Raw genomic sequence first — 17,447 nt, 5'->3', positions numbered from 1 at the left:
AGCCGACGCGGAGCGTCCTGGGCTGCATTCCCACGCGGAGCGTGGGGACGATCAATAAGAAAAATGACTCCTGCTTCACCGACTTCAGTTCTGCCATAAATCTAATAAATCAGCGGAGAATCGCTCATGGCTCGTTTGCAACGCACCCTGTCGTTAGGGTCGGTGGTGCTGTTTGGCATCGCGTATATGACGCCGATCATTGTGCTTGGCACCTTCGGCATCCTCGCGCAATCCACCGGCGGCATGGTGCCGGCCGCGTACCTCGCGGCGCTGGTGGCGATGTTCTTTACTGCCATGAGCTACGGGCGCATGGCCCAGGCTTTCCCGGTGGCCGGTTCCGCCTACAGCTATGTGCGCAAGGCTATCAGCCCCAAGCTGGGTTTTATCGCCGGTTGGGCGGTGTTGCTCGACTACCTGTTCCTGCCCATGGCCATCTGGCTGATCGGCGCTGCGTACCTGCATTCGGCGTTCCCGACGGTGCCGCAGTGGGTGTGGGTGCTGGCGTTTATCGGCATCACCACGGCAATCAATATCATCGGCTTGAAGCTCGCCAACGGCATCAACGCGCTGCTGATGCTGGTGCAATTTCTAGTGCTGATCGCATTCGTCGCGCTGTGCATCCACTACATCGGCGGTGACGCAAGCAAGCCGCTATGGACCATCGCCCCGTTCTTCAACGGCCAGATGCACATGCCGCTGATCATGAGCGGCGCGGCCATCGCCTGTTATTCGTTCCTGGGCTTTGACGCGGTCAGTACCCTCACCGAAGAAACCCGCGACCCACGCCGCACCATCCCACGGGCGATCATGCTGATCACCTTGATCGGCGGGCTGATCTTCGTCGGTGTGTCGTACTTCGTGCAGATCGCCCACCCATCGTTTGAGTTTGCCGATGTGGACTCGGCGGCCTATGAGATTGCGCGCAACGTGGGCGGTGACCTGTTTGTGTCGATCTTCCTGATCGGCCTGATCGTCGGCCAGTTCGCCTCGGGGCTGTCGGCCCAGGCCAGCGGTTCGCGCCTGTTGTTCGCCATGGGCCGTGACGGCGTGTTGCCCAAGTCATTCTTCGGCACCTTGCATGCGCGCTTCGGCACGCCGGTCAACAGCATCCTGTTGTGTGCGGTGGTGGCCCTGCTGGCCTTGAAGCTCGACGTGACCACCTCGACTTCGTTCATCAACTTCGGTGCGTTCCTGGCGTTCAGCCTGGTGAACCTGTCGGTGATCTTTCACTACTGGATCGGCGCCAAAGCGCGCGGTGTGCGTGAGGTGATCCTGTTCCTGGTCTTCCCGACCATCGGCCTGTTGGCGGACCTGTGGCTGATGGTCAGCCTCGATCACCTGGCGATTTACCTGGGCGCGGTGTGGTTGGCGATTGGCCTGGTGTACCTGGGCTTCCTCACCCGCGGTTTCTCAAGGCAACCGCCGGAAATGGACTTTCAGGAAGTGGCATAGAAGCAGTCGGCCTATTCTTATTGCAATCGGTTCTCGTTTGGGTGCATGATTTATGTTACTGTGTAACACTTAAATTGCATCCAGACGCCCCGGAGGCTTTATGAAAGCTGGTATCCATCCCGACTACCGCACCGTGCTGTTCCACGACACCGCCGCCGACGTGTTCTTCCTGATCGGCTCCACCGCCGACAGCGACCGCACCCATACACACAGCGACGGCAACACTTACCCGTACATCCCGCTCGATGTGTCCAGCGCCTCGCACCCGATCTACACCGGCCAGCAGCGCAAGACCCAGGTCGAAGGCCGGATTGCCGGGTTCAACAAGCGTTTCGCTTCGTTTGGGTCCAGCTCAAAAAAAGCGGATGCATAACCCAGACTCGACGGCGTGCCCTACGCCGTCGTTTGCCGAATCGGCAATACCACCCGAAAGGTCGTGCCCTTGCCCAGTTCACTGCTGACCGAGATTGAGCCCTGGTGTTTCTTGACGATGCCGTAGGACAGTGACAATCCCAAGCCGGTGCCTTCGCCGACGGGTTTGGTGGTGAAGAAGGGGTCGAAAATCTTCTGCACGGTTTGCGGCGCGATCCCACAGCCGTCGTCCGCCACTTCCAGCCAGATGTTCTCACCTTCCACACCATTGCTGATGGTAATGGTGCCGCGTTCCGGGCCCATGGCCTGTGCGGCGTTGATCACCAGATTCATCACCACTTGATTAAGCTGCGACGCCAGGCACTCGATGTCCGGCAGCGGCATGTAGTGCTTGACCACATCAGCCTTGTACTTGAGTTCGCTGGCGACGATGTTCAGCGTCGAATCAATGCCTTGTTGCAGGTTGGAGAATTGCCAGGTCTGGTCGTTGTCCACCCGCGAAAAATTTTTCAGGTCTTTGACGATTTGCACCACGCGGCCAATGCCATCCTTGGATTCGCGGATCAGGATCGGGATGTCCTCCTTGAGAAAGTCCAGCTCCAACGTAGTGCGCAAGGCCTTGAGCTGGTCGCGCTGTGGTTGCGATGCGATTATTTCCTCACTGTTGCGATAAGCTTCAAGCATCTGTTGCAGCTGGTTAAAGTAGCCATCAAGGGTGTTGAGGTTGGACGAAATGAAGCCTACCGGGTTGTTGATCTCATGGGCGACACCGGCGGCAAGCTGACCCAGTGAAGCGAGCTTTTCCGACTGCACCAGCTGGCTTTCCAAGTGCTTGCGCTCGTCGATTTCCAGTTGCAGCGCCTGGGTACGTTGTTCCACCAACTGTTCCAGGTGCAAGGTTTGCAAGGCGGCGCGACGGGCCATGTCCCACTTGTTGGCCAGGGTGTTGGCCATTTGCTGGACTTCAATGTTGTCGAAGGGTTTTTTCAGGATCAGCAAACGGTCATGGGCGTGCAGGCGAAAGAGCAGGTCCTCCCAGGAGTAATCCGAGTACGCGGTGCACACCACCACTTGCAGGTCGGGGTCGACCTTCCACAATGCCTCGATGGTCTTCGCGCCGTCCCAGCCCTGGGGCATGCGCATGTCCACAAAAGCCAGCGCGTAGGGCCGTTGTTCTGCCATGGCCGTGGTCAGCAAACCCAGGCCTTCTTCACCGCCGTACGCCGAATGCAGGTCGAATGCCTGAGCCTGAGGCGTGGCGGCGTCGCCGAACAGCGCTGACTCCAGGTCATCCAGTGCGGAGTTGGAGGCCACGCTCGGCATCAGAATCTTGCGAAAATCTTCATGAATTGACGGTGTGTCATCAATCAGCAGAATGCGCCGGTTGGGAGGCTGGTTCATGGGGCAGTTCCGGCAAGGGTGAGAGGAATCGTCAGGGTAAACACTGCGCCAAGGCCTGGCCCATCACTGTGGGCGCTGAGTTGGCCGTGCATTTCCACGGCGGCCAGGGCGCAGCTGTGCAGGCCGAAACCGTGGCCTTCTTTGCGCGTGGTGAAGCCGTGGGTGAATATCCGGGTCATGTTCTCGGCGGGTATGCCTTCGCCATCGTCCTTTACACTGATTTTCAGGGTCTCGTCAGCCGCCGGTTGCACGGTCAGGGTCATTTGCCGTGGCCGGTCACTGAGGTTGGACATGGCGTACTTGGCGTTGCTGATCAGGTTGACCATAATCAGCAACAGTCGGTGTTTGTCGCCCAGAATCTCCGGTACCTGGGCGTACTCCTTGACCACCGTGACGTGATGACGGCTCAAAGCGCCGGCGTTCATGCGCAGGGCGTCTTCCATCAACGCACTGATGTTGACGGGTTCGAGCAGTGTGGAGGCGCCGGCATAGGATTGCTGGGTCGAGACGATGTCCTTGATGTGGTCAACGCTTTTGCTCAGTTGCGTCAGTTCCTCGCTCATGCCTTGCTGTTCGAGTGCAATCGCTTCGACCAACTGGTTCAGGTAGCCCGGCAGCAATTTGCCCTTTTCATCCTCGCTGAGGAAGGTGCCCAGGTCGCCCTGATGCGCGTTGATCAGTTGCATGGCTTTGCCCAGGCCCTGGACCTTGCTGTTGCGCAATTGGCGCGCCACCAGATCGGCGGAAATGTTCACGCTGTTGAGCACGTTGCCAACGTTGTGCAACACGTTCGTGGCGATTTCCGCCATCCCTGCCTGGCGGGCGCTGTCCATCAACTCGCTCTGGGCGTCCTTGAGCTGTTGCGTGCGCCGCTCCACCCTGTGTTCCAGGGTTTCGTTGGCGGCCTGCAAGGCACGATTTATCCGGTTGATCTCGGCAAAACTGCGCAACAGGCGTACCGCCAGGTACAGCAGCAACACCACCAGCAAGGTTGAGAAAATCAACAGGTAGCGGTGGTATTGATGATCAACGAGGTCGGCCGCCTGCTGGTCCTGGTTGAGGTGAGTGGTCAAGTCATCCAGGCGCTCGGCCACGGGCACTGCGGCAATTCGTTCGAGGAGGCTGTTGACCACCGGCTGCTCGCGCAGGATCAGTGAAATGTGGTTGCTGAGGATCACGACCGGTGCCTGGAATTCACTGGGCAGGCGCTCCTTGTTGACTTTCAGCTTGCCCAGGCCCACCAGAATATCGGCGGCGCGATCGTCACTGGTGACCTGGGCGAACTCCAGGCTGCTGAGCAGCAGGTCGTAGGTGTCGGTGGCCACGCTTTGCAGTTGCTGCCGACTTCCATCGTCAATACGACTGAACTGGGCCTGGATCTCGTCTTCAGCGGTCGGCAGAAACGCCAGCGAGTTGCGCAGCACCGCATTGTGGGATTTGAACTGGTCGACCAGCCGCGCCTTTTCCTGGATGGCGGCTTGATACGCTTGCTGGGTGGCGCGCCAAAGGGGCCGGTCGGCGGTGTTGTGGTAGGTGTCGCGGCTGCCCAGCTCGGCCCATATGCGCGTCATTTCGGTGAGCGGTGTCACCAGCGGATCGTAGTTGTGGGTAATCGAGATCCGGGCCTTGAGCACTTCGCTGTCCCATTGCGCATTGAGTTGCTGGAGCTGGCGGATCAGGTCCCGTGACTGGGTGTAGCTGGCCGTTTGGTCGCGGGAGGACATGAGGTACAAAAAGATCAGGGTCGAGGCCAGCAGCAGGGTCATCAACCCCAGCAACAGCTGGCTGGTACGGCGGCGGGACAGGCTCGGCAGTCGGCTCATAACGGCTTGCCCGCCCATTGGCCAGTCAGGGTCTTGAGAAACAGGATGATCAGGTCCTTGTCTTCCTGGGTCGGAGTGCGCCCCAGTTGATATTTGAACATTACGTCCACGGCCTCTTCCAGGCTTTTGGCCGAAGCGTCGTGAAAGTAGGGCGCGGTGACCGCCACATTGCGCAGGCTGGGCACCTTGAACACATAGCGGTCCTCTTCATCCTTGGTCAACAGGTAACGCCCCAGGTCTGACTCGACCGGGTTGCCGCGGGCCGTGAAGTAGTCATCCATCACGCCGAATCTTTGAAACATGTTGCCGCCGATGTTCACTCCCTGGTGACAGGCGATACAGCCGTAATCTTTGAAATGCTGGTAGCCGTACTTTTCCTTGAGGGTGAGGATCTCTGTATTGCCCTTCAAGTATTGGTCGAATCTCGAATCGGGCGTGAGCAGCGTGCGCTCATAGGTGGCCAGGGCGTTTTGCACATTGGCCGCAGTGACGCCATCGGGATAGGTCCGCTGGAATGCGTTCTGGTAGGCGGGCACGGCGGCGAGGTTCTGCACCACGGTTTTCCAGTCGCTGCCCATCTCTGCCGTGCTGATGACCGCGTGTTCGACTTGCGCCTCCAGCGTGTCGACACGACCATTCCAGAACTGTTTGAAGTTCAGGCTGGCGTTGAACACCGATGGGGTGTTGACCTCTACCGGTTTGCCGTCAAAACCGATCGAAAACGGCTTGTCGTCGCCGCCGCCGGACGCCAGGCGATGGCAACTGGAGCAGGACAGTGTGTTGTTGGCTGACAGGCGCGGCTCATTGAACAGTTGCCGGCCCAGTTCGACTTTGGCCGGGTCCAGCGTCGGCACGTCCGGCAAGGGTTTGAGTGCCTCGTCCAGCGGTGCGGCTGCCAGTGGCAGACTCGCGCTTAACCATAAGGTGAGGATGAGCCCGTGGGTTGATACATCGTTCAAGCGAGCACTCCTTGCAATCGGCTATTGATCGGGCATCAGGGCAGGGTGACCGGCTTGCATCAACTGCGCAAAATCCTTTGGGGGCACGGCTTTGCTGAATAGAAAACCTTGGCCTTCTTCGCACCGCTGAGCTTGCAGGAAGTTCAGTTGTTCGAGGGTCTCCACGCCTTCGGCAACGATGCTCAGGTTCAGACTTTTGCCCATTGCGATGATAGCGCTGATCAGCTGGGCGTCCTGGCTATTTACGCTCATGCCGTGCACGAAAGATTGGTCGATTTTCAGCACATCGATGGAAAAGCGCCGCAGGTAGCTGAGGCTGGAGTAACCGGTGCCGAAGTCATCCAGGGCCAGACGCACGCCCATGGCCTTGATCGTGTTCAAGGTGGCAACGGTGTCGTCGACATTCTGCATTAACACGCTTTCGGTGATTTCCAGCTCCAGCTGGGCAGGCGGCAGGCCGGTCTGTGTAAGTATCTCGGCCAGGTTGTCGGTAAAGTCCCGCTGGCGAAAGTCGATGGCCGAGACGTTTACCGAGATGCACAACGGGCTCAAGCCCATGGCGCGCCAGGCTTGCCCTTGCTCGCAGGCCTGGCGCAGCACCCACTGGGTCAAGGGCACTATCAGCCCACTGTCTTCAGCCACCAGAATGAACTCAGACGGGCTGATCCATCCCCAGCGCGGCTCAAACCAACGTATCAGGGCTTCAGCACCGACGATTTTGCCGGTTTTCAATTCCAGTTTCGGCTGGTAGTGCAACACAAACTCGTCACGCTCCAGGGCCTGGCGGATCGCACTTTCCAGGCCCTGTTGCTGTTGCGCGCGCAGGTTCATGGTCTGGGTATAAAAGCTGAAGTCACCCGGGCCGCGCTCCTTGCTGGTGTGCATGGCGGTTTCGGCATGTTTGATCAGTTCCACCGCGGTGCTGCTGTCATTGGGGTAAATACTGATGCCGAGGCTGGCGGTGACGCTCAGGTCGTGACCGGCGAGGTGGCGGGTTGCGCGCACGGCCGTGAGCAACTTTTGCGCAATATGCTGGGTTTGTTGCGGGTGCTGGATATCGTTGAGCAGAATCACAAACTCATCGGCCACGTAGCGAAACACTGAATCCGAGCCTCGTACCGTCGCCACCAGGCTCTGGCTGACCTGCTGGAGTACCTCGTCGCCCACCGGATACCCCAAGGCATTGTTGATGCGCTTGAAGCGGTCCAGCCCGATAAATATCACCGCCAGTTGTGTGTCATGCCGTCGGCCCAGGGCGATGGCCTGGGTCAGGCGGTCACCCAGCAAGGTGCTGTTGGGCAACTGCGTGAGCGCGTCGTATTGCAGCAGGTGCGAAACTTTGAGCAGTTCCTGCACGCGTTCTTCAATGGTGCGCTCCAGGCTCCGCACCTTGAGGGCGACGTCTTGGGCGAGCTGCCATTTCCAGGTCAGGGCGCTGGCCATCTGGCGGATTTCCAGGTGGTCAAAGGGTTTTTTCAGGATCAGTAACTGGTCGTTGTACTTCAACCGCGCTTCGATGGCCTCAAAGGAGTAATCGGAATAGGCGGTGCACAGGGCAATCTGCAGGTTGGGGTCGACGCTCCACAACTGTTCGATGGTGTGCAGACCATCCCAGCCGGGTGGCATACGCATGTCGATAAACACCATGGCGTAGGGCGCACCGTCCGCCAGGGCCTTGTTCACCAGGGCAAGGGCTTCCTGGCCCTGATAGGCCGAATCCAGCAAAAACGTCTGGCGCACCGGCACCTCGGTGCCGAACAGTGCTTCTTCCAGGCTGTCCAGTGAGGGGGCATCGTGGGGGTTGGCGCACAGAATCTTGCGGAAATCTTCGTGGATAGACGCCGTGTCATCCACGATCAGAATGCGTCGGTTGGCCCGCCCTGAGTCCGGGTTCATGGCGCACTTTGTATTGGCAACAAGTTCGATGGCATAACGCTTCCTTCCTTGGTTTGACATCCGGGAGGAGTACGTACCGGTTGAGACAGCATAGTTGAGTTCCCTTGATATCGACGGCCAATTGGCGTCAAATCAGCTGCGTGGCTACGTGCATCAAGCGCAGAAATGCGGCGGGATATCAGGGTTCAATTCAGCTCAATTACGTTTATTTTTAAGGCGCAGTAACCATGGACGAACAACTTGCGACCCCACCCACGATTCTGCTGGTTGACGATGAAGAGTCGATCCTCAACAGCCTGCGCCGGCTGTTGCGCGGCCACCCTTTCAATGTCGTGCTCGCCGGCAGCGGCGCCCGGGCCCTGGAGATCATGGCGGCCCAGCCCATCGACCTGGTGATGAGCGACGCCCGCATGCCCGGCATGGACGGCGCGCAATTGCTGGCTGAAGTGCACCGGCTGTACCCGGCTACCAGCCGCATCCTGTTGACCGGCTATGCTGACCTGGCGACGATCATCAAGGCGATCAACGAAGGGCAGATTCACCGCTACATCAGTAAGCCCTGGAATGACGAAGAACTGCCGCTGGTGTTGCGCCAGGCCCTGGAGCATCAGCGCCTGGAGCGCCTGGCCCATGAGCAGAACGATCAGCTCAAGGTGTTGAACGCCAACCTGGAAAAACGCGTGGCAGCCCGTACCAGCGAGCTGCAACAGACCGCCGACATGCTCGATCTGGCCTACGACGAGCTCAAACGCAGCTACGTGACCGGTACCGAAGTGTTTTCGCTGTTGGCCAATCTGCGCTTGCCCAAGGACAAACAGACCAACCGCGCCTTGATCGAACTGGTGCGGGTTTACTGCGCGGCCCAGTCCATCGACGAAGCCAGCACCCGCGACCTGACCATGGCCGCTGCGCTGTACAACATCGGTAAGCTGAGTTGGAGCGACAGCATGATGGTTGCGCCGTCGGACAAGCTGCACAGCACCGACCGTGGCCTGTACCGCGAGTACCCGACCCAGAGCGAATCGCTGCTGATGACCCTCGAACCCATGAAGGATGCGGCGCGGATCATTCGCCACCACCAGGAGCGTTGGGACGGTACGGGGTTTCCCGATCACCTCAAGGGCGATGCGATCCCGCCCGGCTCGCGCCTGCTTAAACTGGCGGTGGACTTCATCGAACTGCAAAAAGGCTTGATCCTTGAACGGCATCTGAACAGCGACGAAGCGTTGCTGTATATCCGCAAGTACGCCGGGCGCCTTTACGATCCGGAACTGGTGGAAGACTTCGTGCAGGCCTGCGCGGCCTTCCTCAGCGATGTGACCCTGGGCGACCCCAACGTCAAGGTCCTCTCCACCCGAGAGCTGGAAGCCGGCATGGTGCTGGCGCGCAACCTCAATGCCGATAACGGCATGCTGTTGCTGAACGCCGGCAAGGTGTTGAACCTGCCGCTGGTGGACAAGCTGATCGCGTTCGAGGCGATGGAAGGCGCGAAATACAGCGTATTTATCAAACAACCTGAAGAGACACCGATCCTTTCATGAGCATTTCCACTATTCGAATTGCCGCCGCCCTGCTGATCGGCAGCGACGGTCAAACCCTGCTGGTACGCAAACGTGGCACCCAGGCGTTCATGCAGCCCGGCGGCAAGATCGACGCCGGTGAGCAACCCGCCGAGGCGCTGGCCCGTGAGCTGTACGAAGAACTGAACCTGTGTATCAAACCGAGTGACGCCGTGTACTTGGGCCAGTTCTCGGCGCCTGCCGCCAACGAACCGGGTTTCACGGTGCACGCCGAGCTGTTCCAGGTGCACATTGATGTGCCGGTGACGCCCGCTGCCGAGATTGAAGAAGTGCGCTGGATCGACCCGGCCGGTGACGGCGGCTTGCACCTGGCGCCTTTAACGCGGGATTTGATCCTGCCGTTTTACCGAGCTTCACTCACCGCATGCTGATTCGCCCACTGGGTGCCCACGACGCCGAGGCATATCGAGCGCTGATGCTTGAGGCCTACGGCGCCTATCCCCAAGCGTTTACCTCCAGCGTCGCCGAGCGCGCGCGGATGCCAATGAGTTGGTGGGAAAAGCGCCTGGACAATCCGTTGGACCGGGTACTCGGCGCGTTCGCGGCTGACACCTTGGCCGGCATTGTCGGCCTGGCCTTCGAACCCCGGGAAAAGGCCCGGCACAAAGTCACGCTGTTCGGCATGTTCGTGACCGAGGCTTATCAGCGCAGGGGCCTGGGCCGTGAGTTGCTGGAGGCGGCGCTCAGTGCGGCGCGCCACCAGCCCGGCGTCAAACTGATCCAACTGACCGTCACCGCCGGCAACGACGCCGCGTTCGCGTTGTACCAGCGCTGCGGTTTTATTCAATACGGCCTGGAGCCGTTGGCGGTGCGGGTGGGGATCGAATATTTCGACAAGATCCACATGTGGCGTGAACTCAAAGGCGCCTGAAATTCCATAGGGGAACCATAGTTCTGTGTGGGAGCTGGCTTGTCGAATCGTCGCACCGCTGCGATAGCATCAACTCTGTGTACCTGACACACCGAGGTGTCTGCATCGCAGCGGTGCGACGATTCGACAAGCCAGCTCCCACATTAGAGTCCTCATTTGTGCCTGATTAACGCACGGCGCTGACACCATCCAGGGTCGAAAACGAGGTGTCCTTGGCGGTCAGCAAGAAGTCGCGCATATACGGCGCGTCCAGCATGTCCGCCCGAATCCCCGCATACAACGTCGCAAACAAGCCCTTCTCGCCCAAACGCTTGGCCTTCACATACCCACGCGAGCTGTATTCATGCAGCGCCCAATGCGGCATGCCGCACACGCCGCGGCCGCTGGCCACCAGCTGCATCATCATCACCGTGAGCTCCGAGGTGCGCACCTGGGCCGGTTCCACGTCAGCGGGTTCCAGGAACCGCGTGAAAATGTCCAGGCGGTCGCGCTCAACCGGGTAGGTGATCAGGGTTTCGCTGAGCAAGTCTTGCGGCACGATATACGACTTGTTCGCCAGCGCATGCTGGTTGGCCACGGCCAACATGGCTTCGTAGGTAAACAAGGGCACATAGGTGATGCCCGGCAGTTCCAGCGGGTCGGAGGTCACCACCAGGTCCAGGTCGCCACGGGCCAGGGCCGGCAGCGGCGCGAAGGCAAAACCTGAGGCCAGGTCCAGCTCAACCTCTGGCCAGGCATCGCGGAACTGGTCGATGGTCGGCATCAGCCACTGAAAGCAGCTGTGGCACTCGATGGCCATGTGCAAACGCCCGGCGGTGCCACCGGCCAGGCGCGCGATGTCGCGTTCGGCGCCGCGCAGCAAGGGCAGGGTGGCGTCGGCCAGTTGCAGCAGGCGCAGGCCGGCGCTGGTGAAGCGCAGCGGCTTGGTCTTGCGCACGAACAGCGGCATGCCCAGGCGCTCTTCCAGCTCCTTGAACTGGTGGGACAGCGCCGATTGCGTCAGGTGCAGGCGTTCGGCGGCTTCGACCAGGCTGTCGGCTTCGCGCAACGCGTGCAGGGTCTTGAGGTGGCGGATTTCGAGCACGGGCGCTCCATGAAGATAATTTGTGATGAAGAGATATCGCGTGAGTTTGTCTCATGTTACCGGTCATGTCGACCATGACCGTTGGGCGCACTTCATCAAACTGTCACGCAACTGTGGCAGCGCGCTTGAACAAACTTCATCAGACTCGCGCTCTACTGGGGTTCTGCGTTTCGGTGTTTTTCATGCGCGTGTGGTGTTTACTGGCCGCTCTATTGTTCGGCCTGCCGTCCTTTGCGGCTTCTCGATGTGATGTCAATGTCCCGACCCAAACGGTCGACGTGGAAAAAGTCAGCATCGCCTATCAGAGTATCGGCCGAGCGTCCGACCCTGCGTTGCTGCTGGTCATGGGCCTGGGCGGGCAGTTGATCCACTGGCCGGATGAAGTGGTGGTGGCCTTGTGCGAACAGGGTTTTCGGGTGATTCGCTACGATAACCGTGACGTTGGCCTGTCCACCTGGCGCCAGGCGCCCGCCAGCGCCAACCTGACGTTCGAAGTGCTGCGCTACAAACTCGGTTTGCCGGTGGCGGCGCCGTACACGCTGACCGACATGGCCGACGATGCGTTGGGCTTGATGGACGCGCTGCAGGTCCAGCAATTCCACGTGTTGGGCGCAAGCATGGGCGGCATGATCGCCCAGCATCTGGCAGCCATGGCGCCGCAGCGGGTCGAAAGCCTGACCCTGGTGATGACCAGCTCCGGCGCCGAAGGCCTGCCGGCGCCCAACGCCGCGTTGGTGCAGTTGCTGTCGCGGCGCAGTGCGCCGAACCGTGAAGTGGCGCTGGAACAGCAAGCCGATTTACTCGCCGCCCTGGGCAGCCCCAACGTGAAAGATGATCGCCAGGCGCTGCTGCATCAGGCTGCGCTGTCCTACGACCGCGCCTTCAACCCGGACGGCGTGAAGCGCCAGATCATGGCGATTTTGGCCGAGCCGAGCCGCGTGCCCTTGCTTAACCAATTGCGCGTGCCGACCCTGGTGGTGCACGGCACCGCCGACCCGTTGTTGCCGGTGATGCACGGCGTACACCTGGCCGCGCATATCCAGGGCAGCCAGCTGAAGCTCATACCGGGCATGGCCCACCGTTTTCAGGAAGCATTCAAGGCGCCACTGTTGACGGCAGTGCTGCCTTACCTCAAAGCCCATCGCGAAGATGCCGCGCATTGGGCGCAGATTGACCTGGGCGAGCCTTCGAAGGTGTTGTGAAGTTGGTGTATCGTGCAACCTTTACGGCGCATTAATACTGCCAGCGAGGTTGCCTGCCATGAGTACTCCCCTGAAAATCGATTTCGTCAGCGACGTGTCTTGCCCCTGGTGCATTATCGGCCTGCGCGGTCTGACCGAAGCCCTCGACCAACTGGGCAGCGAGGTGCAGGCCGAGATTCATTTCCAGCCGTTCGAGCTGAACCCGAAGATGCCCGCCGAAGGGCAGAACATCGTCGAGCACATCACTGAAAAATACGGCTCCACCGCTGAAGAGTCCCAGGCCAACCGTGCGCGTATCCGCGACATGGGCGCGGCGCTGGGCTTTGCCTTTCGCACGGACGGGCAGAGCCGCATCTACAACACCTTTGACGCGCACCGGCTGCTGCATTGGGCGGGGCTTGAAGGGTTGCAGTACAACCTCAAGGAAGCGCTGTTCAAGGCGTATTTCACTGATGGGAAAGACCCGTCCGACCACGCGACGCTGGCGATCATCGCCGAGAGCGTCGGGCTGGATATCCAGCGTGCGGCGCAGATTCTGGCGTCCGACGAATACGCTGCCGAAGTCCGTGAGCAGGAAGAATTGTGGATTTCACGCGGTGTGACTTCAGTACCCACCATCGTGTTCAACGACCAGTACGCGGTCAGCGGTGGGCAGCCGGTGGAGGCCTTTGTGGGCGCGATTCGCCAGATCATCCAGGAAGCCAAGGCCTGAGCGCCGATAAATCTTCCTGTCGCACTAGGCTTGTGTGGGAGCTGGCTTGCCTGCGATGCAGGCGCTTCGGTCTGTCAGTCAGACCACGGTGGCTATCGCAGGCAAGCCAGCTCCCACAGGGTCAGTCAAACTTGTAGCTGATCGCCGTCTGCACCTGGCCCTGGTTCACGTTGCCGGTCTCCTTGACGATTGTGCTGTTGGCCGCCGAACCCACCAGGTGTGTCCAGCTGGCGCTGGTCAACAGCGACCAATGGGTCGCCAGCGGGAATTCGAAGCTCTGGGTCAGCGTCAGGTTCTGAAAGCCCGCGCTGGCGTTATAGGCGCGAATGCCGGATGCCGCTGACTCCTTATCGTCAACGCCAAAAAACGCCTGGGTCTGGCGCGCATCGGCAAAATGCGCCATCAGGCCGGTGCTGCCGATAATGCCGCCGCCCAGCGGGTAGCCCAGTTCGCCACCGACCTTGCCCAACACACCACTCTGATCACGCGGGCCGCCGACAGCCTGGCCGACCTGAGCGTACACGCGCCAGAACTCGGCCGGTGCGTATTGGACGAACCCCCCGACTTCGGCCATGTCCGGCACATCCCGCAAGCCGCGCAGCGAGCGATCAGCCGTACGGCCCGGCAGGTAATTGATATACGGGCCGGCGGTGAAACCGTTGGTATTGAGTGCACTCCAGGTCAGGCCGTCGTCGGTGCCCAGGCTCACATTGCCCCAGTCCAGATCGAAGTAGGGAATCGGCCGGGTTTCGTAGCGGCTGCCTGTCGGGTCATGGGGCTGGTAGCTGACGCCTGCGCCGACTTCGCCGGTAATGCCTTCGGCCCATGCCGTGCTGGAAAAGCCCCACAGCCCCAGCAAGCCGGCGAATACAGCAGAAGTAACCTTGAACATGGAGCGTTTCCTTATCTGAACTTGCGCGCATTCACGCGCGAAGCGCCTCCCTGACGCAAGCACTCATCTTGTTTGTAGCAAGCTACAAAAATTGTAGCTCCTGCGACACAAATCCCCCTGCATATCGACCAAAACCCCAGCCCCGCTGGGCTTTGGCCTGTTGGCACAGTCTCTGCAATACCCCTTGGCACAAGCGCACAGAGCGCTACTCCTCAAGGTAAACGCAATGATCCAGTGGCATATCGTGTGCGACTTCGACGGGACCATCACCCCCACCGACGTCATCGACAACGTCCTCCAGCGCTTCGCCGGCCCTGAGTGGGAAACCATCGAACAGGAATGGCTGGATGGGCATATCGGTTCCCGCGAATGCCTGAGCCGTCAACTGGCGCTGATCAAAGCCACCCCGGCTGAACTGCTGGCGTACTTCGACAGCGTGGAGATCGACCCGGACTTCCCGGACTTCGTCGATCACGTCATGGGCCTGGGCGCGACCATCGAAGTGGTCAGCGACGGCATCGAGCAAGGCATCGCGCGCATCCTGTCGCGCAACTACGTGACCTTGCTGCCGATCCTCGCCAACCGCCTGCGCCAGGTCGACCAGAACAGCTGGCGCATCGACTTCCCGTACTCCAGCGATGCCTGCCGCGCCGCCTCCGGCAACTGCAAGTGCAAATCCACCCCGCGCAACAAGCGCGTATTGGTGATTGGCGACGGCAAGTCCGACATGTGCGTGGCCTCAAGCGCCGACTTCGTCTTCGCCAAAGGCAGCCTCGCCAAGTACTGCGAAGCCAACAACATTGCCCATGCGCGCTTCGACACCTTTGCCGAATTGCCCGCATTGCTGACCGCTTTGCCACAAGGCATCGCCGCTAACTCCGGCGCCTTTGCCGCCGACCTCTCTGTTGAAAATCAGGAACTCTTCCACCATGTCTGATATTCGTATCGCTACCGCCGAAGACCGGATTCTTCTGGATAAAGAAGCCAAATACTGCTCCTACGGCGACACCGTTCACTACATCGAGCCGCCACGTATTTTCAGCCGTTGCGAAGGCTCTTACGTGTGGGACACCGAAGACCAGGCCTACCTCGACCTGCAAATGTGGTACTCGGCCGTTAACTTCGGCTACGCCAACCCGCGCCTGAACAACGCGCTGAAACAGCAGATCGATACCCTGCCGCAAATCGCCAGCCAGTACCTGCACAAAGGCAAGATCGAGCTGTCGGAAATGATCGCCGTCGACGCCAAGAACAAATTCGGCCTCGACGGTCGCGTGCACTTCAACGTCGGCGGTTCGCAGTCGATCGAAGACTCGTTGAAAGTGGTGCGTAACGCCTCCAACGGCAAGAGCCTGATGTTCGCCTTCGAAGGCGGCTACCACGGCCGTACCCTCGGCGCTTCGTCGATCACCTCGAGCTTCCGCTACCGTCGCCGCTACGGCCACTTTGGCGAGCGCGCCAACTTCATCCCGTTCCCGTACCACTTCCGCGGCCCTAAAGGCATGACCAAAGAAGAGTACGGCAGCCACTGCGTGCAGCAATTCGCGCGTCTGTTCGAGACCGAATACAACGGCGTCTGGGACCCTAAAACCAACCAGTGCGAATACGCAGCGTTCTACGTCGAGCCGATCCAGGGCACCGGCGGCTACGTGATCCCGCCGATGAACTTCTACCGCGAACTGAAGCAAGTATTGGATCAGCACGGCATCCTGATGGTGTCCGACGAGATCCAGATGGGCTTCTACCGCACCGGCAAACTGTGGTCGATCGAACACTTCGACGTGCAGCCGGACGTGATCGTCTTCGGTAAGGCGCTGACCAATGGCCTCAACCCGCTGGGCGGCATCTGGGCCCGTGAAGAGCTGATCAACCCGACGGTGTTCCCGCCAGGTTCGACCCACTCCACCTTCGCTTCCAACCCACTGGGTACGGCGGTAGGCCTGGAAATGTTCAAGATGACCAGCGAAGTCGACTACGGTGCGATGGTCATGGCCAAGGGCAAATACTTCCTGGAAGGCCTGCAAGACCTGCAGAAACGTTTCCCGATCATCGGCGACGTCGACGGCCTGGGCCTGGCCCTGCGCTGCGAAATCTGCGGCCCGGATGGCTTCACGCCGGATAAGGCGACCCTGGACTACATGGTCGAAGAAGGCATGAAGGGCGACATGATCGTGGATGGCCAGAAACTCGGCCTGATCCTCGACGTGGGCGGCTACTACAAAAACGTGATCACCCTGGCACCGTCCCTGGAAATCAGCTACCCGGAAATCGACCTGGGCCTGAAGCTGCTCGAGCAATTGCTGGTGCGAGCGACTAAACGGTGAACAGCGTTGGGATCGACCTCGGCGAGGGTGATGCCGGCTTCGTTCTCGGTGAAGGTCCGGTCGGGATCCTGTTGATCCACGGCCTGACCGGCACCCCGACGGAATTGCGCCAGGTCGCCAAAGGCCTGGCCAAAGCCGGTAATTGCACGGTGTACGTGCCCACGCTGGCTGGGCATTGCGGCGATAACAGCGACCTGCAGGCCACCGGCTGGCTGGACTGGTACGAAGGCGTGCGCAAGACCTTTGCGCAGGTCAAGCAGCGCCACGAGCAGGTGTTTGTCGGTGGCTTGTCCATGGGCGCGGTGATGTCCATGTATGTGGCTGCCGAGCACCCAGGGCAAGTGGCCGGGCTGTTGATGTATTCGACCACCTTGAAGTACGACGGCTGGAGCATTAACAAGCTGGCGTTTTTGACGCCGTTGCTGATGAAGATCCCGTTCGGCGTGCACATCTGCCGCTTCGAAGAGAAGCCGCCTTACGGCATCAAGAACGAGCGCCTGCGGGCGATCGTCGAGCGTCAGATGAAGGAAGGCGAAAGCAGCGAGGCCGGTTTGCTGACCATGGAAGGCATCACGGTGCGCGAGTTGCACCGCATGAACGCCGTGGTCAAAAAGCGCATGCCCGAGGTCAAGGTACCGGCGCTGGTGTTGCACTCCATCGAGGACGACATCACCAGCCGCTGGAATGCCGATTACGTGGAACGCCACCTCGGTGGCCCAGTGACCAAGATTCTGCTGGATAACTGCTACCACATGATCACCGTCGACCTGCAATACCGGCGGGTGATCGAGTTGAGCGCAGAATTTGTCGAGCAACACGCCGCCCCGGCTGTACAGGCACCCGTGGATTATCGACAGCGGGCATCAGCCTAAGGACTAG

Annotated in this window: 16 protein-coding genes; 10 read left to right on the top strand and 6 right to left on the bottom strand. The window is 60.1% G+C overall.

Going from position 1 to position 17,447, the window contains the following annotated elements; genetic code table 11:
• Window positions 1-126 precede the first annotated feature (126 nt).
• Entirely contained in the window at window positions 127-1,452 is a 1,326-nt protein-coding gene (locus tag ASE80_RS10490) for an APC family permease (protein ID WP_056858847.1), read from the top strand.
• A 100-nt stretch (window positions 1,453-1,552) separates the two neighbouring features.
• Entirely contained in the window at window positions 1,553-1,825 is a 273-nt protein-coding gene (locus tag ASE80_RS10485) for a type B 50S ribosomal protein L31 (protein WP_056858846.1), read from the top strand.
• Between the two features lie 20 nt (window positions 1,826-1,845).
• Here ASE80_RS10485 and ASE80_RS10480 read toward each other — a convergent pair whose 3' ends face one another.
• From ASE80_RS10480 to ASE80_RS10465, 4 genes are read right to left on the bottom strand one after another with little or no spacing between them, the layout of a single operon-like run.
• Window positions 1,846-3,225, bottom strand: coding sequence for an ATP-binding protein (locus ASE80_RS10480; protein ID WP_056858845.1), 1,380 nt, complete (start codon window positions 3,223-3,225; stop codon window positions 1,846-1,848).
• On the bottom strand, window positions 3,222-5,048 hold the full coding sequence (locus tag ASE80_RS10475) for a DAHL domain-containing protein (protein WP_236708822.1): 1,827 nt from the start codon (window positions 5,046-5,048) through the stop codon (window positions 3,222-3,224). The genes ASE80_RS10480 and ASE80_RS10475 overlap by 4 nt, the downstream gene beginning before the upstream one ends.
• Window positions 5,045-6,007, bottom strand: a complete 963-nt coding sequence (locus tag ASE80_RS10470) for a cytochrome-c peroxidase (protein ID WP_056858843.1) — start codon at window positions 6,005-6,007, stop codon at window positions 5,045-5,047. The genes ASE80_RS10475 and ASE80_RS10470 overlap by 4 nt, the downstream gene beginning before the upstream one ends.
• 21 nt (window positions 6,008-6,028) lie before the next feature.
• A complete protein-coding gene (locus tag ASE80_RS10465; protein ID WP_056858842.1) occupies window positions 6,029-7,903 on the bottom strand; it encodes a putative bifunctional diguanylate cyclase/phosphodiesterase in 1,875 nt (624 codons plus the stop codon).
• Between the two features lie 227 nt (window positions 7,904-8,130).
• Here ASE80_RS10465 and ASE80_RS10460 point away from each other — a divergent pair, with 227 nt between their 5' ends.
• The 3 genes from ASE80_RS10460 to ASE80_RS10450 are packed head-to-tail and all read left to right on the top strand — an operon-like array spanning window position 8,131 to window position 10,354.
• A complete protein-coding gene (locus ASE80_RS10460; protein ID WP_056858841.1) occupies window positions 8,131-9,444 on the top strand; it encodes an HD domain-containing phosphohydrolase in 1,314 nt (437 codons plus the stop codon).
• Window positions 9,441-9,854 (top strand): NUDIX hydrolase, encoded by a 414-nt coding sequence (locus ASE80_RS10455; RefSeq protein ID WP_056858840.1) that lies wholly within the window; start codon window positions 9,441-9,443, stop codon window positions 9,852-9,854. Before ASE80_RS10460 ends, ASE80_RS10455 begins: the two co-directional genes overlap by 4 nt.
• Window positions 9,848-10,354 (top strand): GNAT family N-acetyltransferase, encoded by a 507-nt coding sequence (locus ASE80_RS10450; RefSeq protein ID WP_056858839.1) that lies wholly within the window; start codon window positions 9,848-9,850, stop codon window positions 10,352-10,354. The genes ASE80_RS10455 and ASE80_RS10450 overlap by 7 nt, the downstream gene beginning before the upstream one ends.
• A gap of 166 nt (window positions 10,355-10,520) precedes the next feature.
• Here the strand turns inward: ASE80_RS10450 and metR are convergent, their stop codons facing one another.
• Window positions 10,521-11,438 carry a transcriptional regulator MetR gene (metR, locus tag ASE80_RS10445; protein WP_056858838.1) on the bottom strand — a complete coding sequence of 306 codons (918 nt, stop codon included), beginning with the start codon at window positions 11,436-11,438 and terminating at the stop codon, window positions 10,521-10,523.
• A 182-nt stretch (window positions 11,439-11,620) separates the two neighbouring features.
• Here metR and ASE80_RS10440 point away from each other — a divergent pair, with 182 nt between their 5' ends.
• Together ASE80_RS10440 and ASE80_RS10435 are read left to right on the top strand one after the other, a co-directional pair.
• Complete coding sequence (locus tag ASE80_RS10440) at window positions 11,621-12,640, top strand: alpha/beta fold hydrolase (RefSeq protein ID WP_056858837.1); 1,020 nt, start codon at window positions 11,621-11,623, stop codon at window positions 12,638-12,640.
• Window positions 12,641-12,698: 58 nt separating this feature from the next.
• Window positions 12,699-13,352, top strand: a complete 654-nt coding sequence (locus tag ASE80_RS10435) for a DsbA family oxidoreductase (protein WP_056858836.1) — start codon at window positions 12,699-12,701, stop codon at window positions 13,350-13,352.
• Between the two features lie 121 nt (window positions 13,353-13,473).
• Here ASE80_RS10435 and ASE80_RS10430 read toward each other — a convergent pair whose 3' ends face one another.
• Entirely contained in the window at window positions 13,474-14,244 is a 771-nt protein-coding gene (locus ASE80_RS10430; RefSeq protein WP_056858835.1) for a MipA/OmpV family protein, read from the bottom strand.
• Between the two features lie 226 nt (window positions 14,245-14,470).
• Here ASE80_RS10430 and ASE80_RS10425 point away from each other — a divergent pair, with 226 nt between their 5' ends.
• From ASE80_RS10425 to ASE80_RS10415, 3 genes are read left to right on the top strand one after another with little or no spacing between them, the layout of a single operon-like run.
• Complete coding sequence (locus ASE80_RS10425) at window positions 14,471-15,181, top strand: MtnX-like HAD-IB family phosphatase (protein WP_056858834.1); 711 nt, start codon at window positions 14,471-14,473, stop codon at window positions 15,179-15,181.
• Window positions 15,174-16,568: an aspartate aminotransferase family protein gene (locus ASE80_RS10420; protein WP_056858833.1), complete on the top strand. Its 1,395-nt coding sequence runs from the start codon at window positions 15,174-15,176 to the stop codon at window positions 16,566-16,568. The genes ASE80_RS10425 and ASE80_RS10420 overlap by 8 nt, the downstream gene beginning before the upstream one ends.
• A complete protein-coding gene (locus tag ASE80_RS10415; protein ID WP_017137022.1) occupies window positions 16,565-17,440 on the top strand; it encodes an alpha/beta hydrolase in 876 nt (291 codons plus the stop codon). The genes ASE80_RS10420 and ASE80_RS10415 overlap by 4 nt, the downstream gene beginning before the upstream one ends.
• Window positions 17,441-17,447: the final 7 nt, after the last annotated feature.

Origin of the sequence: Pseudomonas sp. Leaf15 (assembly GCF_001421425.1) — a bacterium.
Lineage (GTDB): Bacteria > Pseudomonadota > Gammaproteobacteria > Pseudomonadales > Pseudomonadaceae > Aquipseudomonas > Aquipseudomonas salomonii.
The sequence above is the reverse complement of the archived record's forward strand: the minus strand, read 5'-3'. Positions and strand labels throughout refer to the sequence as shown.